Genomic DNA, 24,983 nt, shown 5'->3' on the forward strand with positions numbered 1-24,983 from the left:
GCGGGCCGGAGCCCGCCGGTTCACCTGCGGTTGTACAGGCGCATCGTGATCGGGCCGAAGACCAGCACGAACAGGCCCGCCCAGCCGAGGGACCAGGCGATCTCGTCGGCCGGCCAGTCGCCCGCCATCAGTCCGCGCACGGCGGAGGCGAGGTGGGTGATCGGGCTGTTGTTGACGAACGCCTGGAGCCAGCCGGGCATGGTGGTGGGGTCGACGAAGACGTTGGACAGGAAGGTGAGCGGGAAGATCACCATCATGCTGACGCCCATCACCGACTTCTCCGAGCGCAGCATCAGCCCGAACATCGTCCAGATCCACGAGAACGCGAACGAGAAGACGATCAGCAGCGCCACCCCGGCGACCACCCCGGCGACCCCGCCGTCCGCGCGGTAGCCGAGGACCATGCCGACCACGAGCATGACCACGGACGCGATGGTGTAGCGCAGGGCGTCGCCCAGGAGGTAGCCGACCATCGTGGACGGCCGCCAGATGGGCAGGGACCGGAAGCGGTCGAAGACGCCCTTCTCGATGTCGGTGTTCACCGATACGCCGGTGTACATCGTGATCATCACGACCGACATCACCAGGATGCCCGGCAGCAGGAACTGGATGTACTCCTTCGGCGAACCGGCCAGCGCCCCGCCGAACAGGTACGTGTACATCAGCACCATCATGATCGGGAACGCGGTGACGTCGAAGAGCTGCTCCGGCACGTGCTTGATCTTCAGCACCGCCCGCCAGCCGAAGGTCAGCGAGGCCGACCAGGCGCTGGGGCGCGGCGGGCGCTCCTTGGCCACGAGCAGCGCGGCCAGCGACTCGGCGCTGACGGGGGCGAGTTCCTTGGTCTCGGTCGTCGTCGCGGTGCTCATGCCGCAGCCTCGCCTTCCGTGCCTTCGGTGTCCTCGGTGTCCGCTGTGCCGTCCTGGGCCGCGGGGTCGCCCGTCCGGGTGCCGTGGCCGGTCAGGGCGAGGAAGACCTCGTCCAGACTGGGCTGGCCCAGGGAGAAGTTGTCGACGGTGATGCCGCCGCGGGCCAGCTCCGCGAGCGCGCGGGCCGCCTGTTCGGCCGCGCCCTGTCCGTTCGCGGCGCCGCCGACCCGGGCTGTCAGCGCGACGGGGTCGGGCTCCAGCTGCACGTCCGCGTCCAGGACCAGCCGCAGCACCCGCTCGGCCTCGGGCCGCTGTGCGGGGTCGCGCAGCCGCAGATGGACGGATCCGGCGCCGACGGACGACTTCAGCTCGCCCTTGGTGCCCTCCGCGATCACCTTGCCGCGGTCGATGACGGCGATCCGCGACGCGAGCTGGTCGGCCTCGTCGAGGTACTGCGTGGTCAGCAGGACGGTGGTGCCCTGGGCGACCACCGCGCGCACGATGTCCCACACCTGGTTGCGGCTGCGGGGGTCGAGGCCGGTGGTGGGCTCGTCCAGGAAGAGCAGGTCGGGGGTGCTGAGGATCGACGCGGCGATGTCGATACGGCGCCGCATGCCGCCCGAGTAGTTCTTGACCTGCTTCCCTGCGGCGTCCGACAGCCCGAAGGCCGTCAGCAGCTGCTCGGAACGGTCGCGTGCGGCCTTCTTGCCGTGGCCCAGGAGACGTCCGAGCAGCACCAGGTTCTCGGTGCCGGTGAGGTCCTCGTCCACCGAGGCGTACTGCCCGGTCAGGCTCACCAGGCCGCGTACCGCGTCCGCCTCCCGCACCACGTCGTGGCCGAAGACATGGGCCTGGCCGCCGTCGGGCCGAAGGAGGGTGGCGAGCATCTTCACCGTCGTCGTCTTGCCCGCGCCGTTCGGGCCGAGGACGCCGTAGACCGTGCCCGCGGGCACCGAGAGGTCGACTCCGTCGACCGCCCTGGTCTCACCGAACGTCTTCACCAGGCCCGCGGTCTCGATGGCCAGGCCGGAGGTCTGCTGGCTCATGGTGGGTGTCCTTCCGCGTTCATGGGTCACGCATGGGAAGACCTTTACCGTCGCGCAAACTCATCGGTCGCGCACAGGGTTTTCCGGGCGGCCCGAAGGCGGGGCGCCGTCCGGGCGGAGGCAGTAGCGTCCGTTTCATGTATGCGATCACGATTCCCGAACCCGGTGGGGCCGAGGCGCTGGTGTGGGCCGAGGTGGCCGATCCGGTGCCCGGACCGGGAGAAGTGCTGGTCGAGGTGGCGGCCAGTGCCGTGAACCGGGCCGACATCCTCCAGCGGCAGGGCTTCTACGACCCGCCGCCCGGCGCGTCCCCGTACCCCGGCCTGGAGTGCTCCGGGCGGATCGCCGCGATCGGCTCGGGCGTCTCCGGCTGGTCGGTCGGCGACGAGGTCTGCGCGCTGCTCTCCGGCGGCGGCTACGCCGAGAAGGTGGCCGTCCCGGCCGGTCAGCTCCTCCCCGTGCCCAAGGGCGTGTCCCTGACCCGGGCGGCGGCGCTGCCCGAGGTGGCCAGCACGGTCTGGTCGAACGTCTTCATGATCGCCCACCTGCGCCCGGGCGAGACCCTGCTGGTGCACGGCGGCTCCAGCGGCATCGGCACCATGGCCGTCCAGCTCGCCAAGGCCGTCGGCGCGAGGGTCGCGGTCACCGCGGGCAGCGCCGAGAAGCTGGAGCGGTGCGCCGAGCTGGGGGCGGACATCCTGATCAACTACCGGGAGCAGGACTTCGTCGCCGAGATCGGCAGGGCCACGGACGGGGCGGGCGCGGACGTCGTCCTGGACAACATGGGGGCCAAGTACCTGGACCGCAACGTCCGCACCCTGGCCGTCAACGGGCGCCTGGCGATCATCGGTATGCAGGGCGGCGTCAAGGGCGAGCTGAACATCGGGGCGCTGCTCGGCAAGCGGGCCGCCATCAGCGCGACCTCGCTGCGGGCGCGGCCGCCGGAGGAGAAGGCGGCCATCGTCGCGGCGGTGCGGGAGCATGTCTGGCCGCTGCTGGAGGCGGGCCACGTCCGGCCGGTCGTCGACCGGGAGCTGCCGATGAGCGACGCCGCGGCGGCCCACCGGGTGGTGGAGGAGAGCGGCCACGTGGGCAAGGTGCTGCTGGTCACCCCGGCGGGCGAAGGACAGCCGGACGAGGAGCGTGCGCCGGACAGGCGCTAGCCGAGGAGCGGCGTCCGGGCCGGCCCGGCCCGGAAGGTGCGGCTCCTTCTGCCGGCCCCGGCCGGTCCCGCCGCGCCCGCACGGTCGCGCCCGCACGGCCCGGACGGCAGCCCCTAGTCGCGTCTCAGCCGCAGGCCGAGGAAGGCGAGGGCCAGGCCGAGGCCGACGAGCATCAGGCCGCTGCCGAGGGGCAGGACGTGCAGCATGGGTTCGGCGGGTGTGCCCGCCTGCGGTGCGACGGCCCGGGGTGAGCCGTCCTGCGGCGGGTCGGCCTGCCGTGAGGCGGCCTGGGGCTCGGTCGGACCGACCGAGGCGGTGCCGGCAGGGGGCTGAAGGCCGCCGGCCTCGTCGTGTCCGTCCCCGCCGTCGCGCTCCCCGCTGTCGGCGGTCCCTGCGTCGCTCTCGTCCGCGGACGGCTCCGGCTGCTCGGACGCCTCCGCCGACGTCTCCTCCTCGCCCGGCTCCCGTTCCTTCTCCTGCGGCCGCCCGGGCCGCTGCCTGCCTTCCCCGGCCCGGCTCCCGGCCCGCGACGGCTCGTCTTCCGCGGGCTCGGAGGGCACCCGTACGACACCCGCCCCGTGGGCGCCCTCCGCGGCGCCGCCCTCGGAGTGCTTCGGCCACGGTCTCCCGGCGGAGGCGGAGGGGGAGACCCGGACCGGTTCATGGGGAGAGGACGAGCCGGGCGAGCCGGATGCGCGGGAGTCCCCGGAGGGGGAGGGCCGTGGGGCCCGGCCGTTCCCGGAGTCCCGCGCGCCGGAGGCGGAGGGCCTGGAGGACCGCACGGACTCCCCGTAGGGAGCGGCCCACGAGGCCGCCCCACCGGCGGGGTTCCCGGCGGCGGGGCCCCGCGCTCCCGGATCCACGGCCGGGACCCGCGGGCCCGGCCCGGCCGCGGCGGAGCTGCTCGCGGGCGAGGTGCGCGGGGCCTGCGCGGCGGCGGCCGGGCCGCAGACGGCCAAGGGCATCGCCAGCCCCGCCATCAGCACGACCGGCACCACCCCGCGCACCCTCAGGCCGACGCCCTGCCGGGCGGTCACCCGCGTCCCCGTGCCGTCGCCCCGCCGGGCAGCTCCCCGCGCCGTCACGCCGATACCCCGCCGGGCAGCTCCCCGCGCCGTCACGCCGATACCCCGCCGGGCAGCCTCCCGCACCGCCATACCGAAGCCCTGCCGGACAGTCTCCTGGGTCCCCGTGCCGTCGCCCCGCCGGGCAGCCTCCCGCGCCGCCATGCCGAAGCCCTGCCGAACGGCGGTCCTCCGCGCCCTCACCCCGACGCCTCGCAGGGCGGTCCCCTGCATCGCCGCTCCGACGCCCCGCAGCGCGGCTCCCCGCGTCCACCGGCCCGGCGCAGCCGCATCCGGCACGGCCGCATCCGGTGCGGCCCCGTCCCGCCCCCGTGCCACCGACATCGAACGAGTCACATCCCTACCCTCACACCACCCAACATTCCCGGCATTCCGGGATACGCCGGTCTGCCGGAACGTGACCTGAGCGCCGCGACAACGGGATGTGAAGGAATCACCCGTGACGGAAACGGTGGATCACGCCCCCGCGGGGGCACCACGATGATGAGCTGTAGGAGTGCGAGAGAATGGCGGCATGGAGATGCCGAGGAACGAAAGGTCGCCGGAGAACCCGCAGATCCTGGTCGTGGGCCAGGACGGCATGGCGCTCAGCGGCGGCACCGGGGACGAGGACTCCCGCGAGATTCCGGTGACGGAGCAGGTCGAGCAGCCGGCGAAGGTCATGCGGATCGGCAGCATGATCAAGCAGCTGCTGGAGGAGGTGCGGGTCGCGCCTCTCGACGAGGCGAGCCGGGTCCGGCTGAAGGAGATCCACGCCAGCTCGGTGAAGGAGCTGGAGGACGGCCTGGCGCCGGAGCTCGTGGAGGAGCTGGAGCGGCTGTCGCTGCCCTTCACGGACGACGCCACCCCGACCGACGCGGAACTGCGGATCGCGCAGGCGCAGTTGGTCGGCTGGCTGGAGGGCCTCTTCCACGGCATCCAGACGACGCTGTTCGCCCAGCAGATGGCCGCCCGGGCGCAGCTGGAGCAGATGCGCCGCGCCCTTCCGCCGGGCGTCGGCGGCCACGAGGACGGCGAGCACCACCCGGGCGCCCGCTCGGGCGGGCCGTACCTGTGACCACTGGTCCACGATCGCCGAAGGGTCCGGCAGCACAGGCTGCCGGACCCTTCGCTCTCCCGTTCGGTTCAGCGGCACCAAGGCCGCGCAGGTGTCAGAACAGCGGGTTGAACTTGCCGCCGGAGTAGCAGTAGACGCTGATCCCGGGCTTGTTCACCTCGGCGCTGCCGTCGTAGAGCTGAACCTCGACGCCGGCGTGCTTGATGCCGCGGGTGTCCTCCGCGTAGGTGTTCCACGTCTCGGAGGCGCCGCTGCCGCCGTAGACGTGGTGCCAGGACCAGGTCTTGACGGTGCTGCCCGTGTACGTCACCAGACGGACGGCGGGGTGGTACCCGTCGGCCTTGGTGTCCTTCACAGTGATCGACAGCGGGTTGAGCTTGGTCCTGCTGGCCCAGGTCCAGCTCGCGGACCCGGTTCCCCCGGTGACCGAGCAGGAGGCGCTCGCGCCCGCCGCCGCGGCCGGGCTTGCCGCCAGCGGGACGAGAACGGCCGCCAGTGCGCCTGCGGTGAGGAGCCCTGCCTTGTATGTGCGCATAAATCTCTCCAAGATCACCTTGATTGACATGGGCACACTAAGTGGCGCGGTCCGTGAAACGCAAAGAGATTCGACGCGAGGGCTGCGGACACGCGCTCCCCGCACGCGAGGGGCCAGACGTACGCGAAGACTCCGGCGTACGCGAAGACTCCGGCGTACGCGAAGACTCCGGCGTACGCGAAGACTCCGGCGTACGCGAAGACTCCGGCGTACGCGAAGGGCCCGGCAGCCCAGTGCCGCCGGACCCTCCTACGCCACGGATCGCGCGGACGTCACGCCGGGTTGCCCGTCGAGACGCGCAGCTGGATCTCGCCCGGGTCCTTCGGGTCGACGTCCGTGCCCGGTGCCGGGAACTGGTCCAGGACCGTGCCGTCGCCCCAGGTGTTGTTGTCGACTTCCTTCTTCGTCATGTTCCAGTTCGCCGCCGCGAGGCACTCCCGCACCGAGGTGAGGTCCTTGAACCGGAAGTCGGGGAGCTTGACCTTGTCCGGGTCGTTGTACGCCTCGGTGGGCTCGCTGCACTCGGTCGCCTCGATGGTGCGCGAGTGGTCCGGCGGCCGGTAGCCCGGCTTCTGCGACGAGGACGCCGAGGTGCTCGGGTCGCCGCCCTTGCCCTCGTTCTTGTCGCCGCCGCCCAGCTGCACCGCGGCGATCAGCCCGCCGACGGCGACGAGCGCCACCACGATCGAGCCGATGACGACCGATCGGTTGCTCTTGCGGCCACCGCCCGGCGCGGGCGCCTGCTGCGGGGCGATGTTGTACGGCGGCGGAGTCGCGGCACCCTGCGGCGCGTACCCGGACGCCGCGTGCGGCTGCTGGTAGCCGCCCTGGTGCGGATAGCCGTACGCCGGAGCAGGCGCGGGCGTGGGCACCGGGGTGCTGTACGGGTTCGGCGGCGGCGTCGGCTGGTACGGCGTCTGGACCGGGCCCGTGGGGGCCGGGGCCGTCTGGTCGACCGGCGGGAACACCGCGGAGCCCACGCCCGCGCCGCTCGCGGTCGGCGCGCCGGGCACGATGCTCGGCGCGGCCGGCTGGAGGGAGGCGGCGACGCGCAGGCACTCGTCGCGCATGGCGACGGCGGTCGGGAAGCGCTCGTTCGGGTTCTTCTTCAGCGCGCGGGTGATCAGCGCGTCCACCGCCGGAGGCAGCGCACGGTTGATGGCGGAGGCGGCGACCGGCTCCTCCTGCACATGCGCGTACGCGATCGCCAGCGCCGAGTCCGCCTCGAACGGCAGCCGCCCGGTGACCAGTTGGAACAGCATGATGCCGACCGAGTACAGGTCGGAGCGGGCGTCCACCCCGCGGCCGAGGGCCTGCTCGGGAGAGAGGTACTGGGGGGTGCCGACGACCATGCCGGTCTGGGTCATGGAGGTGACGCCGGACTGCATGGCGCGGGCGATGCCGAAGTCCATGACCTTGACCACACCGCGCTTGGTCGTCATCACGTTGCCCGGCTTGATGTCGCGGTGGACCAGGCCCATCTCGTGGCTGATCTCCAGCGCCGCGAGCACATCGGCCGTGATCTTCAGCGCCTTGTCGGCGGGCATCGCGCCGTACTGCCGTACGTCCTCGTCGAGCACCGAGCCGAGCGGGCGGCCCTCGATGTACTCCATGACGATGTACGGCGTCGTCATGCCGTCGACCTCGTCCTCGCCCGTGTCGAAGACGGAGACGATGTTGGTGTGCGTGAGCTTGGCCACGGCCTGCGCCTCGCGGCGGAAGCGCTCGCGGAAGGCGGCCTCGCGGCCCAGATCGGTGTGCAGCGTCTTGATGGCGACCTGGCGGTCGAGGACACTGTCGTACGCGAGATGGACCGAGGCCATGCCGCCCTGGCCGAGCAGGTCGCGCAGTTGGTAGCGGCCGCCGGCGAGTGCCCGCGCCGTATAGCGGTCCTGTGCGCCGTCCTGGCTCATCGTCTTGCGTCCCCCATCGGCGCCGGCAACAGCGGCTGCTGTGCTCCCGCGTGATCGAAATGAGTTATTCCCGGCCAAGTCTGCCCCAGGGCAGTGACACGTCAAGCTCGGTGCCCGTTCCGTGACCGTACGCGAAAGAAGCGTCGCGGAAGCGTTACAGCGCCCGTACAAGCGGTGCACACGATTTGCGCCACGGCTGGAAATCACGGTTTCATGACCGGTCGGTCTCCTGCCCACGACGGGGCCATCTCGGACCGGCGGATCGCGCGGAGGCTGTAGCGTGGCCGACGGAGACCGTAACAACACCGCGCGCACCGCGGGCAGAAACGACGGCGAGGACTGATGGCACAGCAGCAGCGCGCTCAGGGCCCGTCCGAACCCGAGGCGACTGGCGGCGGCATGTCGGACGCGCCGGAGACCTGGGGCAACGGAGGGCTTGTCGGGGACGGCCGGTACCGGCTGACCCGCAGGCTCGGCCGGGGCGGCATGGCGGAGGTGTTCGCCGCCGAGGACGTACGCCTCGGCCGCACCGTCGCCGTCAAACTGCTGCGCCCCGATCTCGCCGAGGACCCGGTCTCCAAGGCCCGCTTCACGCGCGAGGCCCAGTCGGTGGCCGGACTCAACCACCATGCCATCGTCGCCGTGTACGACTCCGGCGAGGACCACACGGCCGGCCAGTCGGTGCCGTACATCGTGATGGAGATCGTCGAGGGCCGCACGATCCGCGATCTGCTGCTCAACGCGGAGGCGCCGGGACCCGAGCAGGCCCTGATCATCGTCTCCGGGGTGCTGGAGGCGCTGGCCTACTCGCACCAGCACGGCATCGTGCACCGCGACATCAAGCCCGCCAACGTCATCATCACCCACAACGGCGCCGTGAAGGTGATGGACTTCGGCATCGCCCGCGCCCTGCACGGTGCTTCGACGACGATGACGCAGACCGGCATGGTCATGGGAACCCCGCAGTACCTGTCGCCCGAGCAGGCTCTCGGCAAGGCCGTCGACTACCGCTCCGACCTGTACGCGACCGGCTGCCTCCTCTACGAACTCCTCGCGCTGCGCCCGCCGTTCGTCGGCGAGACCCCGCTGTCGGTGGTCTACCAGCACGTCCAGGACATCCCGGTCCCGCCGTCGGAGGTCTCCGACGGCTCGCCGCCGGAGCTGGACGGCCTGGCGATGCGCGCGCTGGCCAAGGACCCCGACGACCGTTTCCAGACCGCCGAGGAGATGCGCGGTCTGGTGCAGTACGCCCTGCAGATGCTGTACGACCAGGGCGGCCACACCGGCACCTGGAACACCGGCCCGGTGATGATGCACGAGGGCCGGCACACCCCGGCCGGCGGTCTGGCCGGCACGTCGGTGCTGCCGCACCCGATGGACGGCGCCGGCACCGCCCAGATCCCGCAGCCGATCCTGCCTCAGTACGGTCATGGCGACGACGGCGGTTTCGAGGGGCACGGCAACAGGGGCAGCGGCCGGGGCAAGTTGTGGATCCTGGCCGTCCTCGCGGTGATCGCGATTGCGGCGGGTGTCGCGCTGGCGCTGAAGAACACCGGCAACGGCGAGAAGCAGCCCGGCACCACCCCGACCCCGACCGTCACCAAGTCCACCGAGAAGGAGACCGCCCCCGAGGAGCCGAGCGACGAGCCGACCGAGGAGCAGACGCAGGACGAGCAGGACGACGGCAGCGGTGGCGGCGGCAACGGATGGGGCGACTGGTCGCCCACGCCGACCCCGTCCTGGAGCCCGTCCTCGACCCCGTCGAGCACTCCGAGCGGTGAGCCGTCCGACCCCGAGCCCACGGAGACGGGCGGCACGGACACGGGCGGCACGGACACCGGTGGCACCGACACGGGTGGCACGGACACGGGCGGCACGGACACCGGTGGCACCGACACGGGTGGCACGGACACCGGCGGCACGGACACCGGCGGTACCGACACGGGTGGCACCGACACCGGCGGCGTCACCGACGGCGGCATCGTCGGCGGCTGATCCGCCGCCCCGAGGCCGCCCCCGAGGCCGCCCGAGCCGGCAGACAGGCCGGTCCATGAGCCGACACACGAGCCGGCCCGCTGCCCAGCAGCGGGCCGGCTCGTTCGGTCTGTGCCGAAGTCTTCATAAAACCCGAGGCGGTTTTGTCAGGTCGGCGAATTTATCCCTTCCGGTTACTGACTGGTTGGTCCAGTCTTTTCTTCCGCCGAGTACACATCCGGTGAACTCTTCCCGTGACCCGGTCCACCGGGATAACGTGCCGTAGTTCCGGCCCCCTGCAAGGCTGTGACCAGGAGTTGTTCCCGGCAATCGCGATTTACTTGGAAATCCAAGCAAAATCGCAGGTCAGGAAGGGTTTCACAGAAATGTGGAGCACTGGGTAACGTGCTTTTTGCAGGGCGCTCGCCGGGGCACCTGTCACGCCTGTCCCCGTTCGCGCCGCACCCACCCCGTGCGTCCGCGGGAAAGCAGGTGAGCCGCTCCCCCGGACTCCTGAACGGAGCCGGGGGGACCCCCAGGCAGCCCGGCGAACCCGGGGCAGCCGGACCGACGGAGGAGCACACGTGAGCGTGGAGAGCACTGCCGCGCGCAAGCCGCGAGGCGGCGCCGGAAGCAAGGCCGGCACCACCGGCGCCAAGCGCACCACCCGCACGAGCGCCAAGCAGGGCACGGACCCTGAGCTCGTGCAGCTGCTGACGCCCGAGGGCGAACGAGTCAAGAACGCCGAGTACGACAAGTACGTCGACGGCATCACCCCCGAAGAGCTCCGCGGCCTGTACCGCGACATGGTGCTCACCCGGCGCTTCGACGCCGAGGCCACCTCCCTGCAGCGCCAGGGCGAGCTGGGCCTGTGGGCGTCGCTGCTCGGCCAGGAGGCCGCCCAGATCGGTTCCGGCCGGGCGCTGCGCGACGACGACTACGTCTTTCCGACCTACCGCGAGCACGGCGTCGCCTGGTGCCGCGGGGTCGACCCGACCAACCTGCTCGGCATGTTCCGCGGCGTGAACAACGGCGGCTGGGACCCCAACAGCAACAACTTCCACCTGTACACGATCGTCCTCGGCTCGCAGACCCTGCACGCCACCGGCTACGCGATGGGCGTCTCCAAGGACGGCGCGGACTCCGCCGTGCTCGCGTACTTCGGCGACGGCGCCTCCAGCCAGGGCGACGTCAACGAGTCGTTCGTCTTCTCGGCGGTCTACAACGCCCCGGTCGTGTTCTTCTGCCAGAACAACCAGTGGGCGATCTCCGAGCCCATCGAGAAGCAGACCCGCGTCCCGCTCTACCAGCGTGCCCGCGGCTTCGGTTTCCCCGGTGTCCGGGTCGACGGCAACGACGTCCTGGCCTGCCTCGCGGTGACCCGCGCGGCCCTGGAGCGCGCCCGGCGCGGCGAGGGCCCGACGCTGGTGGAGGCGTTCACGTACCGCATGGCCGCCCACACCACCTCCGACGACCCGACCCGCTACCGCCGCGACGCGGAGCGCGAGGCGTGGGAGGCCAAGGACCCGATCCTGCGCCTGCGGGCCCACCTGGAGAACGAGGGCCACGCCGACGCGGCCTTCTTCGAGGAGCTGGAGACGGAGAGCGAGGCGCTCGGCAAGCACGTCCGCGAGGTCGTCCGGGCCATGCCCGTACCGGAGCACATGGCGATCTTCGACAACGTGTACGCGGACGGGCACGCGCTCGTCGACGAGGAGCGCGCGCAGTTCGCCGCCTACCAGGCGTCCTTCACGGGCGGAGAGGCCGAGTAATCATGGCTGTTCAGACACTTCCTCTCGCGAAGGCGCTCAACGAGTCGCTGCGCAAGGCCCTGGAGACCGACCCCAAGGTCGTCATCATGGGCCTGGACGTCGGCAAGCTGGGCGGAGTCTTCCGGATCACCGACGGCCTCCAGAAGGACTTCGGCGAGGACCGGGTCATCGACACCCCGCTCGCCGAGTCCGGCATCGTCGGCACCGCGATCGGACTCGCGCTGCGCGGCTACCGGCCGGTCGTGGAGATCCAGTTCGACGGCTTCGTCTTCCCGGCGTACGACCAGATCGTCACCCAGCTCGCGAAGATGCGGGCCCGCTCGCTCGGCGCCGTGAAAGTGCCGGTCGTCATCCGCATTCCGTACGGCGGCGGCATCGGCGCCGTCGAGCACCACTCCGAGTCCCCCGAGTCGCTCTTCGCGCACGTCGCGGGCCTCAAGGTCGTCACCCCGGCGAACTCCTCCGACGCCTACTGGATGCTCCAGCAGGCGATCCAGAGCGACGACCCGGTCATCTTCTTCGAGCCCAAGCGCCGTTACTGGGACAAGGGCGAGGTCGACACCGACGCCATCCCGGGCGAGCTGCACAAGGCCCGCGTCGCCCGCGAGGGCACGGACCTCACGCTCGCCGCGTACGGCCCGATGGTGAAGACCTGTTTGGAGGTCGCCGCCGCGGCCGCCGAGGAGGGCAAGTCCCTGGAGGTCCTGGACCTGCGCTCGGTCTCCCCGCTGGACTTCGACTCGATCCAGGCGTCCGTCGAGAAGACCCGCCGTCTGGTCGTCGTCCACGAGGCGCCGGTGTTCTTCGGTTCGGGCGCGGAGATCGCCGCCCGCATCACCGAGCGCTGCTTCTACCACCTGGAGGCCCCGGTGCTCAGGGTCGGCGGCTACCACGCCCCGTACCCGCCGGCCCGCCTGGAGGAGGAGTACCTGCCGGGCCTGGACCGGGTGCTCGACGCCGTCGACCGTGCCCTGGCGTACTGAGGAGAGGGACGTGACGACGATGACTGAAGCGTCCGTGCGCGAGTTCAAGATGCCCGACGTGGGCGAGGGACTCACCGAGGCCGAGATCCTCAAGTGGTACGTCCAGGTCGGTGACACCGTCACCGACGGCCAGGTGGTGTGCGAGGTCGAGACCGCGAAGGCGGCCGTCGAACTGCCCATCCCCTACGACGGTGTGGTGCGCTCCCTGCACTTCCCCGAGGGCACCACGGTCGACGTGGGCACCTCGATCATCGCGGTGGACACCTCCGGCGGGGCCGCGCCCGAGCCGGCCCCGGCCGAGCAGCCCGCCGCGCAGCCGGCCGCGCCCGCCGAGGAGCCGAAGCCGCAGGGCCGCCAGCCGGTCCTCGTCGGCTACGGCGTGGCCGCCACCTCCACCAAGCGCCGCCCGCGCAAGGGTCCGGAGGTGTCGGCCCAGGCGTCCACGGCGATCCAGAGCGAGCTGAACGGCCACGCCCCCACGGCGCAGGCTCCGGCTCCCGCGACGGCCGCGGCCCCGGTCCTGGACCGTCCGCTGGCCAAGCCGCCGGTGCGCAAGCTGGCCAAGGACCTCGGCGTCGACCTGGCCACGGTCGTCCCGACCGGCCCGGACGGCATCATCACCCGCGAGGACGTCCACGCGGCGGCGGCTCCGGCCCAGGCGGCCCCGGCCGTTCCGGTCCAGGCCCCCGCGCCGGCGGCCGCCCCGGCCCCCGTGGCCCCGGCGCCCGTCGCCTCGTACGACACCGCGCGCGAGACGCGGATCCCGGTCAAGGGCGTCCGCAAGGCGACGGCCGCGGCGATGATCGGCTCGGCGTTCACCGCGCCGCACGTCACCGAGTTCGTGACGGTCGACGTCACGCGCACGATGAAGCTCGTCGAGGAGCTCAAGCAGGACAAGGACATGCAGGGTCTGCGGGTCAACCCGCTCCTGCTGATCGCCAAGGCCCTGCTGGTCGCCATCAAGCGCAACCCGGACGTCAACGCCTCCTGGGACGAGGCGAACCAGGAGATCGTGCTCAAGCACTACGTGAACCTGGGCATCGCCGCGGCCACCCCGCGCGGTCTGATCGTCCCGAACATCAAGGACGCGCACGACCAGACGCTCCCGCAGCTCGCGCAGAGCCTCGGCGAGCTGGTCGCCACCGCGCGCGAGGGCAGGACCTCGCCCGCGGCGATGCAGGGCGGCACGGTGACGATCACCAACGTCGGCGTCTTCGGCGTCGACACCGGCACCCCGATCCTGAACCCCGGCGAGTCGGCGATCCTCGCGGTCGGCGCCATCAGGCTCCAGCCGTGGGTCCACAAGGGCAAGGTGAAGCCCCGTCAGGTCACCACCCTGGCGCTGTCCTTCGACCACCGCCTGGTGGACGGGGAGCTGGGCTCCAAGGTGCTCGCCGACGTGGCGGCCGTCCTGGAGCAGCCCAAGAGGCTGATCACCTGGGCGTGACGCCGTAGCAGAGACGCCCGAAGGGGCCCGCCGCTGGATCGCGGCGGGCCCCTTCGGCCATGTGCGGTGGGGCTCAGCCGAGCTTGGCGAAGCCGTAGTTCAGCAGCTTCGTCGCGTCCGACTGGCGGGTCGTGGCGTTGGTGGAGGCGAGGACGACGCCGTAGACCGTCTTGCCGCTGCGGGTGGCGGCGAAGGCGAGGCAGTAACCGGCCTCCGGGCCCGAGCCGGTCTTCACACCGGTGGCGCCGCTGTAGGAGCTGAGCAGCGGGTTGGTGTTGGTCCAGGGGGCCATCGTGCGGGTGGAGCCCGTCTTGGTGATGGTCTTCGCCGTGTACGACTTGGTCTTGACGACCGCGCGGAAGTTGGCGTTCGTCATCGCGCTGCGGGCGAGCTTGGTGAGGTCCTGCGGCGTCGAGTAGTTGGAGCCGTTGCCGATGCCGTCGAACGAGTCGAAGTGCGTGTTTGTCATGCCCAGGCTCCTGGCGGTGGTGTTCATCTTGCCGATGAACGACTTCACCCGGGCGTCGCGCGTGGTGCCGGTTCCGAACTTGTCGGCCAGCGCGTACGCGGCGTCGCAGCCCGAGGGCAGCATCAGCCCGTACAGGAGCTGGCGGACGGTGACCTTGTCGCCCACGATCAGACGCGCCGACGAGGCGTTCCTGGAGACGATGTAGTCGCTGTACGCCTTCTGGATCGTGACCGTGGCGTTCAGGTTGAGGTTCGGCTGCGCCAGCACGACCTTCGCGGTCATGATCTTGGTGGTGGAGCCGGTGGAACGCTTGGTGGTCCCGGCCTTCGAGTAGAGGGCTCTGCCGCTCGCGTCCGTGACGTAGGCGCCCTTGGCCGCGATCGTGGGCACGGCGACGGCCGCGTGCGCGGGGGCCGTGGCGGCCGCGCCGGCCGTGAGCATGGCACCCGTGGTGAGGCCGACCGTGATGGCCCTGCGGATCCGTGAGCCCGAAATGCTAGTGATCAAGAGGATTACCCCGTTTTGATCGAATTGTCGTCAAGTCCCTTTATGTGCAGCTCAGTTGAGAGGGGGTGGACTGGGCCGCACAGATGAGACTCACGAAGGGTGCCGAGGGTTGTGCGGCAATTTCCGGGACGTCCGCATCCTGGACGGGGCTCCTCATGGGTACGTGTTGTATCTATCCTGTCGGCATGAGCATGGCCGTGAAGCAACCTCCCGCCGCCGAGCGCGTCTACAGCCACGTCAAGCAAGGGGTCCTCGACCGCCGCTACGAAGGCGGCACGCTGCTCACCGAGGGCGAACTGGCCGAGGCCGTCGGGGTCTCCCGCACCCCGGTGCGCGAGGCGCTGCTGCGGCTGGAGGCCGAGGGGCTGCTCAAGCTCTACCCGAAGAAGGGCGCCCTGGTCCTGCCCGTCTCCGCCCAGGAGATCGCGGACGTCGTCGAGACCCGGCTGCTCGTCGAGGAGCACGCCGCCCGCAAGGCCGTTCCCGCGCCCGCCGGGCTCGTCGAGCGTCTGGAGGAGCTGCTGGAGCGGCAGAAGAAGGAGGCCGCCGCCGGGGACCTGGCCGCCGTCGCGGTCACCGACCGCTGCTTCCACGCCGAGATCGTCCGCAGCGGCGGCAACGAGATCCTCTCCCGCCTCTACGACCAGCTGCGCGACCGCCAGCTGCGGATGGGCGTGGCCGTGATGCACTCCCACCCCGACCGGATCGCCAAGAACATCACCGAGCACCGGGAGATCCTCGACGCGCTGCGCGCCGGGGACGCCGAGGCGGCCGTCGGCCTCGTCCGCGGGCACGTCGGCTGGTTCTCCCACCTGGCCCGGGGAGAGGTGCGATGAGCGCCGCCGTCCCCCCGGCCCTGCCGGGCGACCCTCCGGGAGGCCGGCGTGCCGCCGCCGTCTGGGGCGTCGGCGTCTCCGTCTACTTCGTCGCCGTCATCTTCCGCACGTCGCTGGGGGTGGCCGGGCTCGACGCGGCCGACCGCTTCGACGTGAACGCCTCGGCCCTGTCGACCTTCTCGATCCTCCAGCTGCTGGTCTACGCGGGGATGCAGATACCCGTCGGCCTGCTCGTCGACCGCCTGGGCACCAAGAAGGTGCTCGGCCTCGGCGTCGTGCTGTTCACGCTCGGCCAGCTGGGCTTCGCGTTCTCCCCGTCGTACGGCACGGCGCTCGCCTCGCGCGCGCTGCTCGGCTGCGGCGACGCGATGACGTTCATCAGCGTGCTGCGGCTCGGCTCGCGCTGGTTCCCCGCCCGGCGCGGGCCGCTGATCGCGCAGCTCGCGGGGCTGGCCGGGATGGCGGGCAACCTGGTCTCCACCCTCGTCCTGGCCCGGCTGCTGCACGGCATCGGCTGGACGCCCGCGTTCGCCGGCAGCGCGGTGGCCGGGGTGGTCGTGTTCGTGCTGTTGCTGCTGTTCCTGCGGGACCACCCGGAGGGACACGAGCCGGAGCCGTTCCCGCACCGGGGCGGGGCGTACGTCCGCCGGCAGATCGCGGCGTCCTGGCGGGAGCCGGGGACCCGGCTGGGGCTGTGGGTGCACTTCACCACCCAGTTCCCGGCGATGGTGTTCCTGCTGCTGTGGGGCCTGCCGTTCCTGGTCGAGGCGCAGGGGCTGTCGCGCGGGACGGCCGGGTCGCTGCTGACGCTCGTCGTCCTGTCCAACATGGCCGTCGGCCTGGTCTACGGCCAGGTCGTCGCCCGGCACCACGGGGCGCGGCTGCCGCTGGCGCTGGGGACCGTGGGGGCGACGGCCCTGCTGTGGGCCGTGACGCTGTACTGGCCGGGGGAGCGGGCGCCGATGTGGCTGCTGGTCGTGCTGTGCGGGGTGCTCGGGGCGTGCGGACCGGCGTCGATGATCGGGTTCGACTTCGCGCGGCCGGCGAATCCGCCCGAGCGGCAGGGCACGGCGTCGGGGATCACCAACATGGGCGGGTTCGTCGCCTCGATGACGACCCTGTTCGCGGTGGGGGTGCTGCTGGACGCGACCGGGGACGACTACCGGTCGGCCTTCTCCGTGGTGTTCGTCCTCCAGGCGCTCGGCGTGGTGCAGATACTGCGGCTGCGGCGGCGGGCGGCCCTGCGCGAGCGGGAGCGGCTGGTCGCGAGCAGGGTCTCCTCCGTGCACGTCCCCGTGTGAGGGCAGGGACGCCCGGGCCCCGGGCCTCCCGCCTCCGGCCCCGGGGGTTCATGCCGGGGCCCCGGGGGCTCCGCCCCCGGACCTCGCCCGTCGCTCGTCGTCCGCCGCCCGGAACGGTCCGTCGGGAGCCGGGCCCTACCGCGTCACCGTGAAGTTCCGCAGGATCGCCCGGACCAGCTCCGGGTCGCCCTCCGCCTTGACCCGGTCGCTCACCGCCTCCGGCGTCACACGGCCGCAGGCGAGACGGACGTACGTCTCCCAGTCGAGGGTGAACGCGGCGGCCGGACCGAGGGCGGGGGCGGTCTCCAGCGTGCCGCGGCCCTGGATGTCGACACGGATGGTGCGCAGGAACTCGACCGGACCGTGGACGTCGAGGACGACCGCGGAGCTGCGCGGGGCGTCCGCACGGACGGCGACGACGTCGGGCAGGGCCTCCAGCAGGACGTCCCGGACGATGTGCGCGCCGGGGGAGTCGAGGTTGCCGGGGCGGCCGAGGGCGGTGCGCAGGTCCTGCTCGTGCACCCACATCTCGAAGGCGTGGGTGCGCATGGCCTCCGCCAGCGTCGGCTCCGTGCCGAGCGGGCCGCGGACCTTGGCGCCGGGGTCACGGGACTCGTTGCGCAGCTGGCGGTTGCGGCGGATGACCGTGTACTCCAGCTCGGAGGTCATCTCCGGGGCCGTGTGGTGGCGGCGGACGTCGACCTGCATCTCCATGTAGCGCTGGTGGTCGTTGGTGACGTGGTACAGGTCGCGCGGCAGGGTGTGGATGGGCCGCGGGTCGCCGAGCATCTCGCAGTCCAGGCCGATGACGTGGGAGACCACATCGCGCACGGACCAGCCCGGGCACGGGGTGCGGCGGTTCCAGTCGGCCTCCACCAGGGGCGTCACCAGCTCGGATATCGCGTCGATGGAGTGGGTCCAGGCGTCGGCGTAGGGCTGGAGGGTGGGATGCAGACTCACGGAACGGGACCCCTCGGCGGTCGGTGCACGGGCAGATGGTGGCGGCGTTGCCAGTGGGAGGTGGCGGCTGTCGGCGGGTGTCTTGGGACGCTAAGTTACGCTGCTCCGAGGCACCCCGGCAGTGCTTTCGTGTGACGATCGTAGGCCGGTGTGGACGGCTCGAATGCCAGGACGGTGGTAGTGTGCGCGCCTCACTCATCCAGATCGCCGTAGACGAGGGCGAATCGGTCGCCGCGCGCAGGCTGCGTGCCGCGTCCCTGGTGCGGGACCGGGCAGGCGCGGCGGACCTGGTCGTGCTGCCGGAGCTGTGGACCACGGGCGCGTTCGCCTATCAGGGGTTCGCCGACGAGGCGGAGCCGCTGGAGGGGCCGACGTACGAGGCGATGGCCGAGGCGGCGCGCGACGCCGGTGTGTGGCTGCACGCGGGGTCGATCACCGAACGCGATCCGGACGGGCCGCTGTACAACACCTCTCTGGTCTTCTCCCCCGCCGGGGATCTCGTCGCGGCCTACCGCAAGATCCACCGCTTCGGCTTCGACAAGGGCGAGGCCGTGCTGATGAGCGCGGGCCGTGAGCTGGTGACGGCCCGTCTGCCGGAGACGACGCTGGGGCTCGCGACCTGCTACGACCTCCGTTTCCCCGAGCTGTTCCGCGGACTCGTCGACGCCGGTGCCGAGACGCTGGTGATCCCGGCGGGCTGGCCGGAGCGCCGTCTGGGGCACTGGACGCTGCTGGCCCGGGCACGGGCGGTGGAGAACCAGGCGTTCGTCCTCGCGTGCGGGACGGCCGGGACGCACGCGGGGGTCCCCCAGGCCGGTCACTCGATCGTGGTCGATCCGTGGGGCGAGGTCCTGGGGGAGGCGGCGGGCACCGGCGAGGAGGTGCTCACCGTGGAGTTCGACCCGAAGAGGGTCGCGACCACCCGTGAGCTCTTCCCGGCGCTGAAGGACCGGGTCCTCTAGAGGCGGCAGGTCCGGTCCGGGTCCGGTCCGGGGTCAGTCCTCCCGTTCCTTCTCCGACAGGTGGATCACGCACACCGTCACCGCGATCAGCAGGGCCGGATCGGCGTCCTCCCGTACGACGTCCAGGCCGTAGGTGTCCCGGACGTGCAGCCACCGGCGGGAGACGACGGCCAGCAGTTCGCCGTCGTACTCGACGGCGAACTCACGGTCGGCGACACGGCCGCTGACGTCCAGCTCGGTGCCGTCGACGAGGGCCACCCGGTAGTGGTTGCGCAGCAGCGACAGCCGCTTGCGCCGGATCGTCGCGAGGGGTTCGCCGTCCCGCTCGATCACCATCGTGTCCCGCAGGGCGAACATCTTCTGGCGGATGTCGATCAGTACCCGGCCCTGGCGGTCCTTCAGCTCGAAGGTGTCCCGCACCCGCATGGCCTTGCCGTCGACCAGGTACACCTTTTCGCCGCTGTCGTCCTCGATCCAGTAGTCCTCACCGAAGCCGAGCAGCCGGTCGCGCACGAGAAATCTCATGCCGTGACCGGTTCCCCGGCGGCCGGTCCGAAACGCCGCCGGTAGGCCGATGGGCCGAGTCCCGTCTCCCGGCGCGGACGGGCGCGCGGACCGGCGGCGGTACGGAGCACCGGCCGTACGCCCCGGTCCCCACCGGGATCCTCGTCCTGGAGCCCACGGGGGCCTCCACCGTCGGTGACCGGCACGAGGAGGTGCCCGGCGACGTCGACGCGACGACGGGGCACGCCCTCGGGCGACTCACACGCCGTAGCCGTCGCTGTAGCCGTCCCGGCGGTGGTGGTGCACGTCGTCGTCGACGACCGGCGTCGCCGGCGGGACCACCACGCGCCGGCGACGGGCGATGCTGCTGAAGGTCGTCACGCCGATCAGACCGACGATCATGAGGATGACGCCGACGAGGTCGAGGTTGACACCCTCCATGTCCCAGTCGGTCGCGAACGTGAGGATCGCTCCCGCGGCGATGAGGATGATGCATCCGCCCAGGCCCATCAGAGCTGCCTCCCTCGTAGGGATGTCCATGTGTCCATGGCTTCCGAGGGGTCCGGGTACCCGGAGCCGCCCGATGAACACCGGGCAGGGGCGGATCAGCCTTCCAGGAACGCGGTCAGAGCGCGGGTCAGCAGCAACGGGTCCTTTGCGCCGCACAGTTCGCGCACGCTGTGCATGGAGAGGATCGCCACACCGATGTCGACGGTGCGGATGCCGTGCCGGGCCGCGGTGATCGGGCCGATCGTGGTGCCGCAGGGCATGGAGTTGTGCGACACGAAGGACTGGAAGGGCACGCCCGCCCGCTCGCAGGCCGCGGCGAACACCGCGCGGCCCGAACCGTCGGTGGCGTAGCGGTTGTTGACGTTGACTTTGAGGATCGGACCGCCGTTGACCCGCGGGTGGTGCGTCGGGTCGTGTCTCTCCGCGTAGTTGGGGTGCACGGCGTGGCCCGTGTCGGAGGACAGGCAGACGGTGCCCGCGAAGGAGCGCGCCCGGTCCTCGTACGACCCTCCGCGCGCGAACACCGAGCGCTCCAGGACGCTCCCGAGCAGCGGGCCGTCGGCGCCGGTGTCGGACTGGGAGCCGTTCTCCTCGTGGTCGAACGCGGCCAGCACCGGGATGCAGGGCAGATCGGCGGCGGCCGTCGCGGCGGCGGTGAGGGCGACGACCCCGGCGTGCACGGACAGCAGGTTGTCCATGCGCGGCCCGGCCACCAGCTCGCGGTCGCGGCCGAGGTAGGCGGGCTGCTCCACGGAGTGGGTCATCAGGTCCCAGCCGGTGACCTCGCCCGCCGGGATGCCGGACTCCTCCTCCAGGAAGGCGATCAGATCGCCGTCGCGCACCTGGTCGCCGAGCCCCCACACCGGCTGGAGGTGCCGCTGCTTGTCGAGCTTGAGTCCCTCCGAGGACACCGTGCGGTCCAGGTGGATGGCGAGCTGGGGGACCCGCAGCAGCGGACGGTCGACGTTGACCAGCCGCGTCGAGCCGTCCCGCAGGGTGAGCCGGCCGGCCAGGCCGAGATCCCGGTCCAGCCAGGAGTTGAGCAGCGGACCGCCGTAGATCTCCACGGCCACCTGGCGCCAGCCGTGCGCGCCGGCGTCGGGCTGCGGCTTGACCCGCAGGTTGGGCGAGTCGGTGTGGGCGCCGACGATCCGGAAGGGGGTGTGGGGGGAAGCGCCCTCGGGAACGTACCAGGCCACGATCGCGCCGCCGCGCGTCACGTACTTGCCGCCGCTCGTGCCGTCCCAGGCGTCGGTCTCGGAGACCTGGCGGAAGCCGGCCTTCTCCAGCCGCTCGGCCGCGCTCGCCACCGCGTGGTAGGGCGTGGGGCTCGCCGCGAGGAAGGACATGAGGTCGTCGGTGTGGCCGCGATCGCTGCGGGGGGGTTCGCTCATGGGGTTCACCTTAACGATGTACGAGGGCCCGCTCCCGGTTCTGGGAGCGGGCCCTCGTCAGGGAGAACCGGTGTCTGCCGGACCTGTCGGACAGGTCCGGCGCACCCGCCGGAACATGCCGGGAGCGACTAGAACGCGGCCTCGTCGAGCTCCATCAGGTCGAGGTCGACGTTCTCCGAGATCTTGCGGGCCAGGGTCACGCCGGGCAGGACGTTGGCGGCGAAGAACTTCGCCGCGGCGATCTTGCCGGTGTAGAAGGCGTGGTCCTTCGCCGAGGCGGTGGGCAGCTTCTCGACGGCGACCGCGGCGCCCCGCAGCAGCAGGTAGCCGACGACGACGTCGCCGGAGGCCAGCAGCAGGCGGGTGGTGTTCAGGCCGACCTTGTAGATGTTCTTGACGTCCTGCTCGGTGGCCGCGAGGTCGGTGAGCATCAGGCCGACGACGGCCTCCAGCTCGACGGCCGCCTTCGCCAGGTGCTCACGGGCGCCGGCCAGCTCGTCGCCGCCGGTGCCCAGCGCCAGGAACTTCTTGATGTCCTCGGCGAGGCCGTTCAGGGCGGCGCCCTGGTTGCGGACGATCTTCCGGAAGAAGAAGTCCTGGCCCTGGATCGCCGTGGTGCCCTCGTAGAGGGTGTCGATCTTGGCGTCCCGGATGTACTGCTCGATCGGGTACTCCTGCAGGAAGCCGGAGCCGCCGAAGGTCTGGAGCGACTGGGCGAGCTGCTCGTAGCCCTTCTCGGAGCCGTAGCCCTTCACGATCGGCAGGAGCAGGTCGTTCAGCGCGTGCTCGGCCTTGGCGTCCTCGCCGTTCGCCTCCTTGACGGCGATCGCGTCCTGGACGGAGGCGGTGTGGAGGACGAGGGCGCGCATGCCCTCCGCGTACGCCTTCTGCGTCATCAGCGAGCGGCGCACGTCGGGGTGGTGCGTGATGGTGACCTTGGGCGCGGCCTTGTCGCCGAAGGCGGCGAGGTCCGAACCCTGGACGCGCTCCTTGGCGTACTCCAGGGCGTTGAGGTAGCCCGTGGAGAGGGTGGAGATCGCCTTCGTGCCGACCATCATGCGGGCGAACTCGATGATGCGGAACATCTGGCGGATGCCGTCGTGCTTGTCGCCGATCAGCCAGCCCTTGGCGGGGTGGCGGTCGCCGAAGGTCATCTCGCAGGTGTTGGACGCCTTCAGGCCCATCTTGTGCTCGACGTTGGTGGCGTAGGCGCCGTTGCGCTCGCCGAGCTCGCCGGTCTCGAAGTCGAAGAGGTACTTCGGGACGAGGAAGAGGGACAGGCCCTTGGTGCCGGGTCCGGCGCCCTCGGGGCGGGCGAGGACGTAGTGGAGGATGTTCTCCTCCATGTCGTGCTCACCGGAGGTGATGAAGCGCTTCACGCCCTCGATGTGCCAGGAGCCGTCCTCCTGCTGCACGGCCTTGGTGCGGCCGGCGCCGACGTCCGAGCCGGCGTCCGGCTCGGTGAGGACCATGGTGGAGCCCCAGGTCTTCTCGACGGCGATCTGGGCGATCTTCTTCTGGACCTCGTTGCCCTCCTCGAAGAGGATGTTGGCGAACGCCGGGCCGGAGGAGTACATCCACACGGCCGGGTTCGCGCCGAGGATCAGCTCCGCGTACGCCCAGATCAGCGACGGCGGGGCGGTGGTGCCGCCGATCTCCTCGGACAGGCCGAGGCGCCAGTACTCGGAGTCCATGAAGGCCCTGTAGCTCTTCTTGAAGGACGGCGGGACCGGGGCGGTGTTGGTCTCCGGGTCGAAGACCGGCGGGTTGCGGTCCGCGTCGGTGAAGGACTCGGCCAGCTCGTTCTCGGCGAGGCGCGTCAGCTCCTCCAGAACGCTCCTGGCGGTGTCGGTGTCCATCTCCTCGAACGGGCCGGTGCCGTACAGCTTGTCGCGCCCGAGCACCTCGAAGAGGTTGAACTCGATGTCGCGGAGATTCGACTTGTAGTGCCCCATGGCGACAGCTCCGTAGAGAGATCGGCGAGGCACTGACTCCTCGCACCTAGTTCACGTACCAACAAGTAGCTACGATGATGCTACCCGCCAGTAATAAGACGCAACCCCTACCCCGCCAAGTGTGAGAAGGGTCTACGTACCCACACGCGAGAATGCCTCGGTCGCGGGCTCGGTACGCTTGCCTCCATGTACGGATACGGCCAGCCCATGGACGCCGGTGCCGCCCAGCAGCAGCAGTACGCCGCGCCGCAGCAGCAGATGCCCGGGTACGGCCAGCAGCCGCCGCTGTACCCGGAGCCGTCGCCGCCGTCGCTCGTGGACGCGGTGCGTGCCTTCACGACCGCCCAGATGGTCGCCGAGGACTTCCAGCAGGTCTTCGCGACCTCGAAGGTGTACTGCCCGCGCGGCGACAACCCCGGCTTCCTCGCGCTGCACAACACCCAGCAGCCGGTGATCCCGATGTTCACCTCGCTGAAGGAGCTGCGCCGCTACGCCGGCAAGGAGTCCAAGTACTTCGTCATCACCGGCGCCGAGGTGATCGACCTGCTGCCCACCGGGTACGGCTTCGTCCTGGACATGGAGGGTGAGCACCGCATCGTCTTCGACGCGAAGGCCGTCGAGCAGATGGTGGAGTTCGCGATGCGCCGGATGTATGGCTGACAGTCGCCCCCTCGTGGCTGACTTCATGTAGTCCCGCCCCTCCCGGGGATGCCAGGGCCGATTCCTTCACGGGTTTTCTACATTTCCCGTGAAGTGACCGCGATCCACGGCGCATCCTCTGGAGCCGGCATGGTGGCTGCACGGAACGTACTGATCACAGGAGGCTCGGCCGGTATCGGCCTGGCGTGCGTGGAGCGGTTCGCGAGGGCCGGCGACCACGTGTGGTTCACATATCACTCGGGACAGGCCCGCGCGGCGGAGCTCGTCGCGCGACTGGCCCGCACCAGCCCCCGTCCCGTCCGGGCCTTCGCCTTCCGGCAGGGAGAGTGGGGCGACCACGAGCGGCTGCTCGCGGAGCTGCCCGGCCCGGTCGACGTGCTGGTCAACAACGCGGCGGTCGGCTCGAAGACCGTCGAGAACTACGTCCCCGGGCCCGTCCACCTCAGGGACGCGGCGTTCCTCCAGATCAACGCCGTCGGACCGCTCTGGCTCGTGCAGCAGCTGCTGCCGGGCATGCTGGCGCGGGGCCGCGGCAAGATCGTCAACGTCTCCAGCGTCGGCGGCGGCGTCGCCCCCTTCCCCGGCTTCGGGGTCGCCGACGGCATGAGCAAGGCCGCGCTGGCCTATCTCACCCGGCATCTGGCCGCCGAGCTCGCGCACGCGGACGTGGACGTCGTCGCCGTGTGCCCCGGGGCGGTCGAGACGCCGATGTTCGAGGCGAGCACCCTCGCCGGGCTCACCCCCGACCGCCGGGCCGCCCTGGAGGCCGCCCTGCCGCGCGGCCGCCTCATCCGTCCCGAGGAGATCGCCGACCTGGTGTGGTGGCTGGCCGGCACCGGTTCGGGCGTCCTGCACGGCGCGGTGATCGACGCGTCGATGGGCCTCGGCGCCCACCCGGGCCTGCTCACCGGCCGGAGCGCCCCGCCCGACGAGACGGCCCCGGCCCCGTGTCCTGGCCCGGCGTCCGCGGGCCCGGGCGAGCCGGACCGCGGGGCGGGCGGGCAGAGGGCTCCGCGTCCTGCGCCGGTCCTTCCGGAGCCGGTGGCGGGCCCGGGCGGGCAGTCGGCCTCGCGTCCTGGCC

The 24,983-nt window shown here is 71.4% G+C and carries 22 protein-coding genes and 2 pseudogenes; 12 read left to right on the forward strand and 12 right to left on the reverse strand.

Annotated features, from left to right (window positions below; genetic code table 11):
• Positions 1-20: 20 nt before the first annotated feature.
• Together ACIQGV_RS11800 and ACIQGV_RS11805 are read right to left on the reverse strand one after the other, a co-directional pair.
• A complete protein-coding gene (locus ACIQGV_RS11800; protein WP_402493429.1) occupies positions 21-869 on the reverse strand; it encodes an ABC transporter permease in 849 nt (282 codons plus the stop codon).
• Entirely contained in the window at positions 866-1,915 is a 1,050-nt protein-coding gene (locus tag ACIQGV_RS11805; RefSeq protein ID WP_402493431.1) for an ATP-binding cassette domain-containing protein, read from the reverse strand. Before ACIQGV_RS11805 ends, ACIQGV_RS11800 begins: the two co-directional genes overlap by 4 nt.
• Before the next feature lie 137 nt (positions 1,916-2,052).
• Here ACIQGV_RS11805 and ACIQGV_RS11810 point away from each other — a divergent pair, with 137 nt between their 5' ends.
• A complete protein-coding gene (locus tag ACIQGV_RS11810) occupies positions 2,053-3,078 on the forward strand; it encodes an NAD(P)H-quinone oxidoreductase (protein ID WP_402493433.1) in 1,026 nt (341 codons plus the stop codon).
• Positions 3,079-3,191: 113 nt separating this feature from the next.
• Here the strand turns inward: ACIQGV_RS11810 and ACIQGV_RS11815 are convergent, their stop codons facing one another.
• Entirely contained in the window at positions 3,192-4,115 is a 924-nt protein-coding gene (locus tag ACIQGV_RS11815; protein WP_402493435.1) for a hypothetical protein, read from the reverse strand.
• A gap of 562 nt (positions 4,116-4,677) precedes the next feature.
• On the opposite strand from ACIQGV_RS11815, the gene ACIQGV_RS11820 reads away from it, so the two are divergent.
• A complete protein-coding gene (locus tag ACIQGV_RS11820; protein ID WP_402493437.1) occupies positions 4,678-5,220 on the forward strand; it encodes a bacterial proteasome activator family protein in 543 nt (180 codons plus the stop codon).
• 94 nt (positions 5,221-5,314) lie between these two features.
• Here ACIQGV_RS11820 and ACIQGV_RS11825 read toward each other — a convergent pair whose 3' ends face one another.
• Both ACIQGV_RS11825 and ACIQGV_RS11830 read right to left on the reverse strand, forming a co-directional pair.
• Positions 5,315-5,755, reverse strand: coding sequence for a hypothetical protein (locus ACIQGV_RS11825; RefSeq protein ID WP_402493439.1), 441 nt, complete (start codon positions 5,753-5,755; stop codon positions 5,315-5,317).
• Between the two features lie 272 nt (positions 5,756-6,027).
• Positions 6,028-7,668 (reverse strand): protein kinase, encoded by a 1,641-nt coding sequence (locus ACIQGV_RS11830; RefSeq protein ID WP_402493441.1) that lies wholly within the window; start codon positions 7,666-7,668, stop codon positions 6,028-6,030.
• A 342-nt stretch (positions 7,669-8,010) separates the two neighbouring features.
• Between ACIQGV_RS11830 and ACIQGV_RS11835 the strand changes: the two genes are divergently transcribed.
• From ACIQGV_RS11835 to ACIQGV_RS11850, 4 genes are all read left to right on the forward strand, one after another.
• On the forward strand, positions 8,011-9,663 hold the full coding sequence (locus ACIQGV_RS11835; RefSeq protein ID WP_402493443.1) for a protein kinase: 1,653 nt from the start codon (positions 8,011-8,013) through the stop codon (positions 9,661-9,663).
• A 563-nt stretch (positions 9,664-10,226) separates the two neighbouring features.
• A complete protein-coding gene (gene pdhA / locus ACIQGV_RS11840; RefSeq protein ID WP_402493445.1) occupies positions 10,227-11,414 on the forward strand; it encodes a pyruvate dehydrogenase (acetyl-transferring) E1 component subunit alpha in 1,188 nt (395 codons plus the stop codon).
• A 2-nt stretch (positions 11,415-11,416) separates the two neighbouring features.
• Positions 11,417-12,397, forward strand: coding sequence for an alpha-ketoacid dehydrogenase subunit beta (locus ACIQGV_RS11845; protein ID WP_402493447.1), 981 nt, complete (start codon positions 11,417-11,419; stop codon positions 12,395-12,397).
• A 10-nt stretch (positions 12,398-12,407) separates the two neighbouring features.
• Positions 12,408-13,844, forward strand: coding sequence for a dihydrolipoamide acetyltransferase family protein (locus ACIQGV_RS11850; protein ID WP_402493449.1), 1,437 nt, complete (start codon positions 12,408-12,410; stop codon positions 13,842-13,844).
• 73 nt (positions 13,845-13,917) lie between these two features.
• On the opposite strand, the gene ACIQGV_RS11855 is transcribed toward ACIQGV_RS11850, so the two are convergent.
• Positions 13,918-14,820 (reverse strand): D-alanyl-D-alanine carboxypeptidase family protein, encoded by a 903-nt coding sequence (locus ACIQGV_RS11855; RefSeq protein ID WP_402493451.1) that lies wholly within the window; start codon positions 14,818-14,820, stop codon positions 13,918-13,920.
• Positions 14,821-15,005: 185 nt separating this feature from the next.
• On the opposite strand from ACIQGV_RS11855, the gene ACIQGV_RS11860 reads away from it, so the two are divergent.
• Positions 15,006-15,656, forward strand: coding sequence for a GntR family transcriptional regulator (locus tag ACIQGV_RS11860; protein WP_402493453.1), 651 nt, complete (start codon positions 15,006-15,008; stop codon positions 15,654-15,656).
• The gene (locus ACIQGV_RS11865; protein WP_402493455.1) at positions 15,653-16,957 is read left to right on the forward strand and encodes a nitrate/nitrite transporter; all 1,305 of its coding nucleotides are present in this window, start codon (positions 15,653-15,655) and stop codon (positions 16,955-16,957) included. The genes ACIQGV_RS11860 and ACIQGV_RS11865 overlap by 4 nt, the downstream gene beginning before the upstream one ends.
• A gap of 135 nt (positions 16,958-17,092) precedes the next feature.
• Here ACIQGV_RS11865 and ACIQGV_RS11870 read toward each other — a convergent pair whose 3' ends face one another.
• Entirely contained in the window at positions 17,093-17,917 is an 825-nt protein-coding gene (locus tag ACIQGV_RS11870; RefSeq protein WP_402493456.1) for a maleylpyruvate isomerase family mycothiol-dependent enzyme, read from the reverse strand.
• A 182-nt stretch (positions 17,918-18,099) separates the two neighbouring features.
• Between ACIQGV_RS11870 and ACIQGV_RS11875 the strand changes: the two genes are divergently transcribed.
• Positions 18,100-18,879, forward strand: coding sequence for a carbon-nitrogen family hydrolase (locus tag ACIQGV_RS11875; RefSeq protein ID WP_402493457.1), 780 nt, complete (start codon positions 18,100-18,102; stop codon positions 18,877-18,879).
• Between the two features lie 33 nt (positions 18,880-18,912).
• Here ACIQGV_RS11875 and ACIQGV_RS11880 read toward each other — a convergent pair whose 3' ends face one another.
• Both ACIQGV_RS11880 and ACIQGV_RS11885 read right to left on the reverse strand, forming a co-directional pair.
• Positions 18,913-19,404, reverse strand: coding sequence for an LURP-one-related/scramblase family protein (locus tag ACIQGV_RS11880; protein ID WP_402493459.1), 492 nt, complete (start codon positions 19,402-19,404; stop codon positions 18,913-18,915).
• Positions 19,401-19,520 (reverse strand): annotated as a pseudogene (locus ACIQGV_RS11885) (AraC family transcriptional regulator); the annotation flags it as partial. The gene ACIQGV_RS11880 and the pseudogene ACIQGV_RS11885, both read right to left, overlap by 4 nt.
• Between ACIQGV_RS11885 and ACIQGV_RS11890 the strand changes: the two are divergent.
• Positions 19,503-19,634: pseudogene (locus ACIQGV_RS11890) on the forward strand (cupin); the annotation flags it as partial. The pseudogenes ACIQGV_RS11885 and ACIQGV_RS11890 overlap by 18 nt on opposite strands.
• A gap of 7 nt (positions 19,635-19,641) precedes the next feature.
• Here ACIQGV_RS11890 and ACIQGV_RS11895 read toward each other — a convergent pair.
• The 3 genes from ACIQGV_RS11895 to ACIQGV_RS11905 form a co-directional block, all read right to left on the reverse strand.
• On the reverse strand, positions 19,642-19,893 hold the full coding sequence (locus ACIQGV_RS11895; protein ID WP_402493461.1) for a DUF6458 family protein: 252 nt from the start codon (positions 19,891-19,893) through the stop codon (positions 19,642-19,644).
• Between the two features lie 95 nt (positions 19,894-19,988).
• Positions 19,989-21,287, reverse strand: a complete 1,299-nt coding sequence (locus ACIQGV_RS11900; RefSeq protein ID WP_402493463.1) for a M18 family aminopeptidase — start codon at positions 21,285-21,287, stop codon at positions 19,989-19,991.
• A gap of 128 nt (positions 21,288-21,415) precedes the next feature.
• Positions 21,416-23,242 carry an acyl-CoA dehydrogenase gene (locus ACIQGV_RS11905; RefSeq protein WP_402493464.1) on the reverse strand — a complete coding sequence of 609 codons (1,827 nt, stop codon included), beginning with the start codon at positions 23,240-23,242 and terminating at the stop codon, positions 21,416-21,418.
• 186 nt (positions 23,243-23,428) lie between these two features.
• Here ACIQGV_RS11905 and ACIQGV_RS11910 point away from each other — a divergent pair, with 186 nt between their 5' ends.
• Together ACIQGV_RS11910 and ACIQGV_RS11915 are read left to right on the forward strand one after the other, a co-directional pair.
• Complete coding sequence (locus ACIQGV_RS11910; RefSeq protein WP_402493466.1) at positions 23,429-23,902, forward strand: SseB family protein; 474 nt, start codon at positions 23,429-23,431, stop codon at positions 23,900-23,902.
• Between the two features lie 129 nt (positions 23,903-24,031).
• The coding region (locus ACIQGV_RS11915; RefSeq protein ID WP_402493468.1) for an SDR family NAD(P)-dependent oxidoreductase at positions 24,032-24,983 on the forward strand (952 nt) is incomplete at its 3' end.

Origin of the sequence: Streptomyces sp. NPDC093094 (assembly GCF_044754345.1) — a bacterium.
GTDB lineage: Bacteria > Actinomycetota > Actinomycetes > Streptomycetales > Streptomycetaceae > Streptomyces.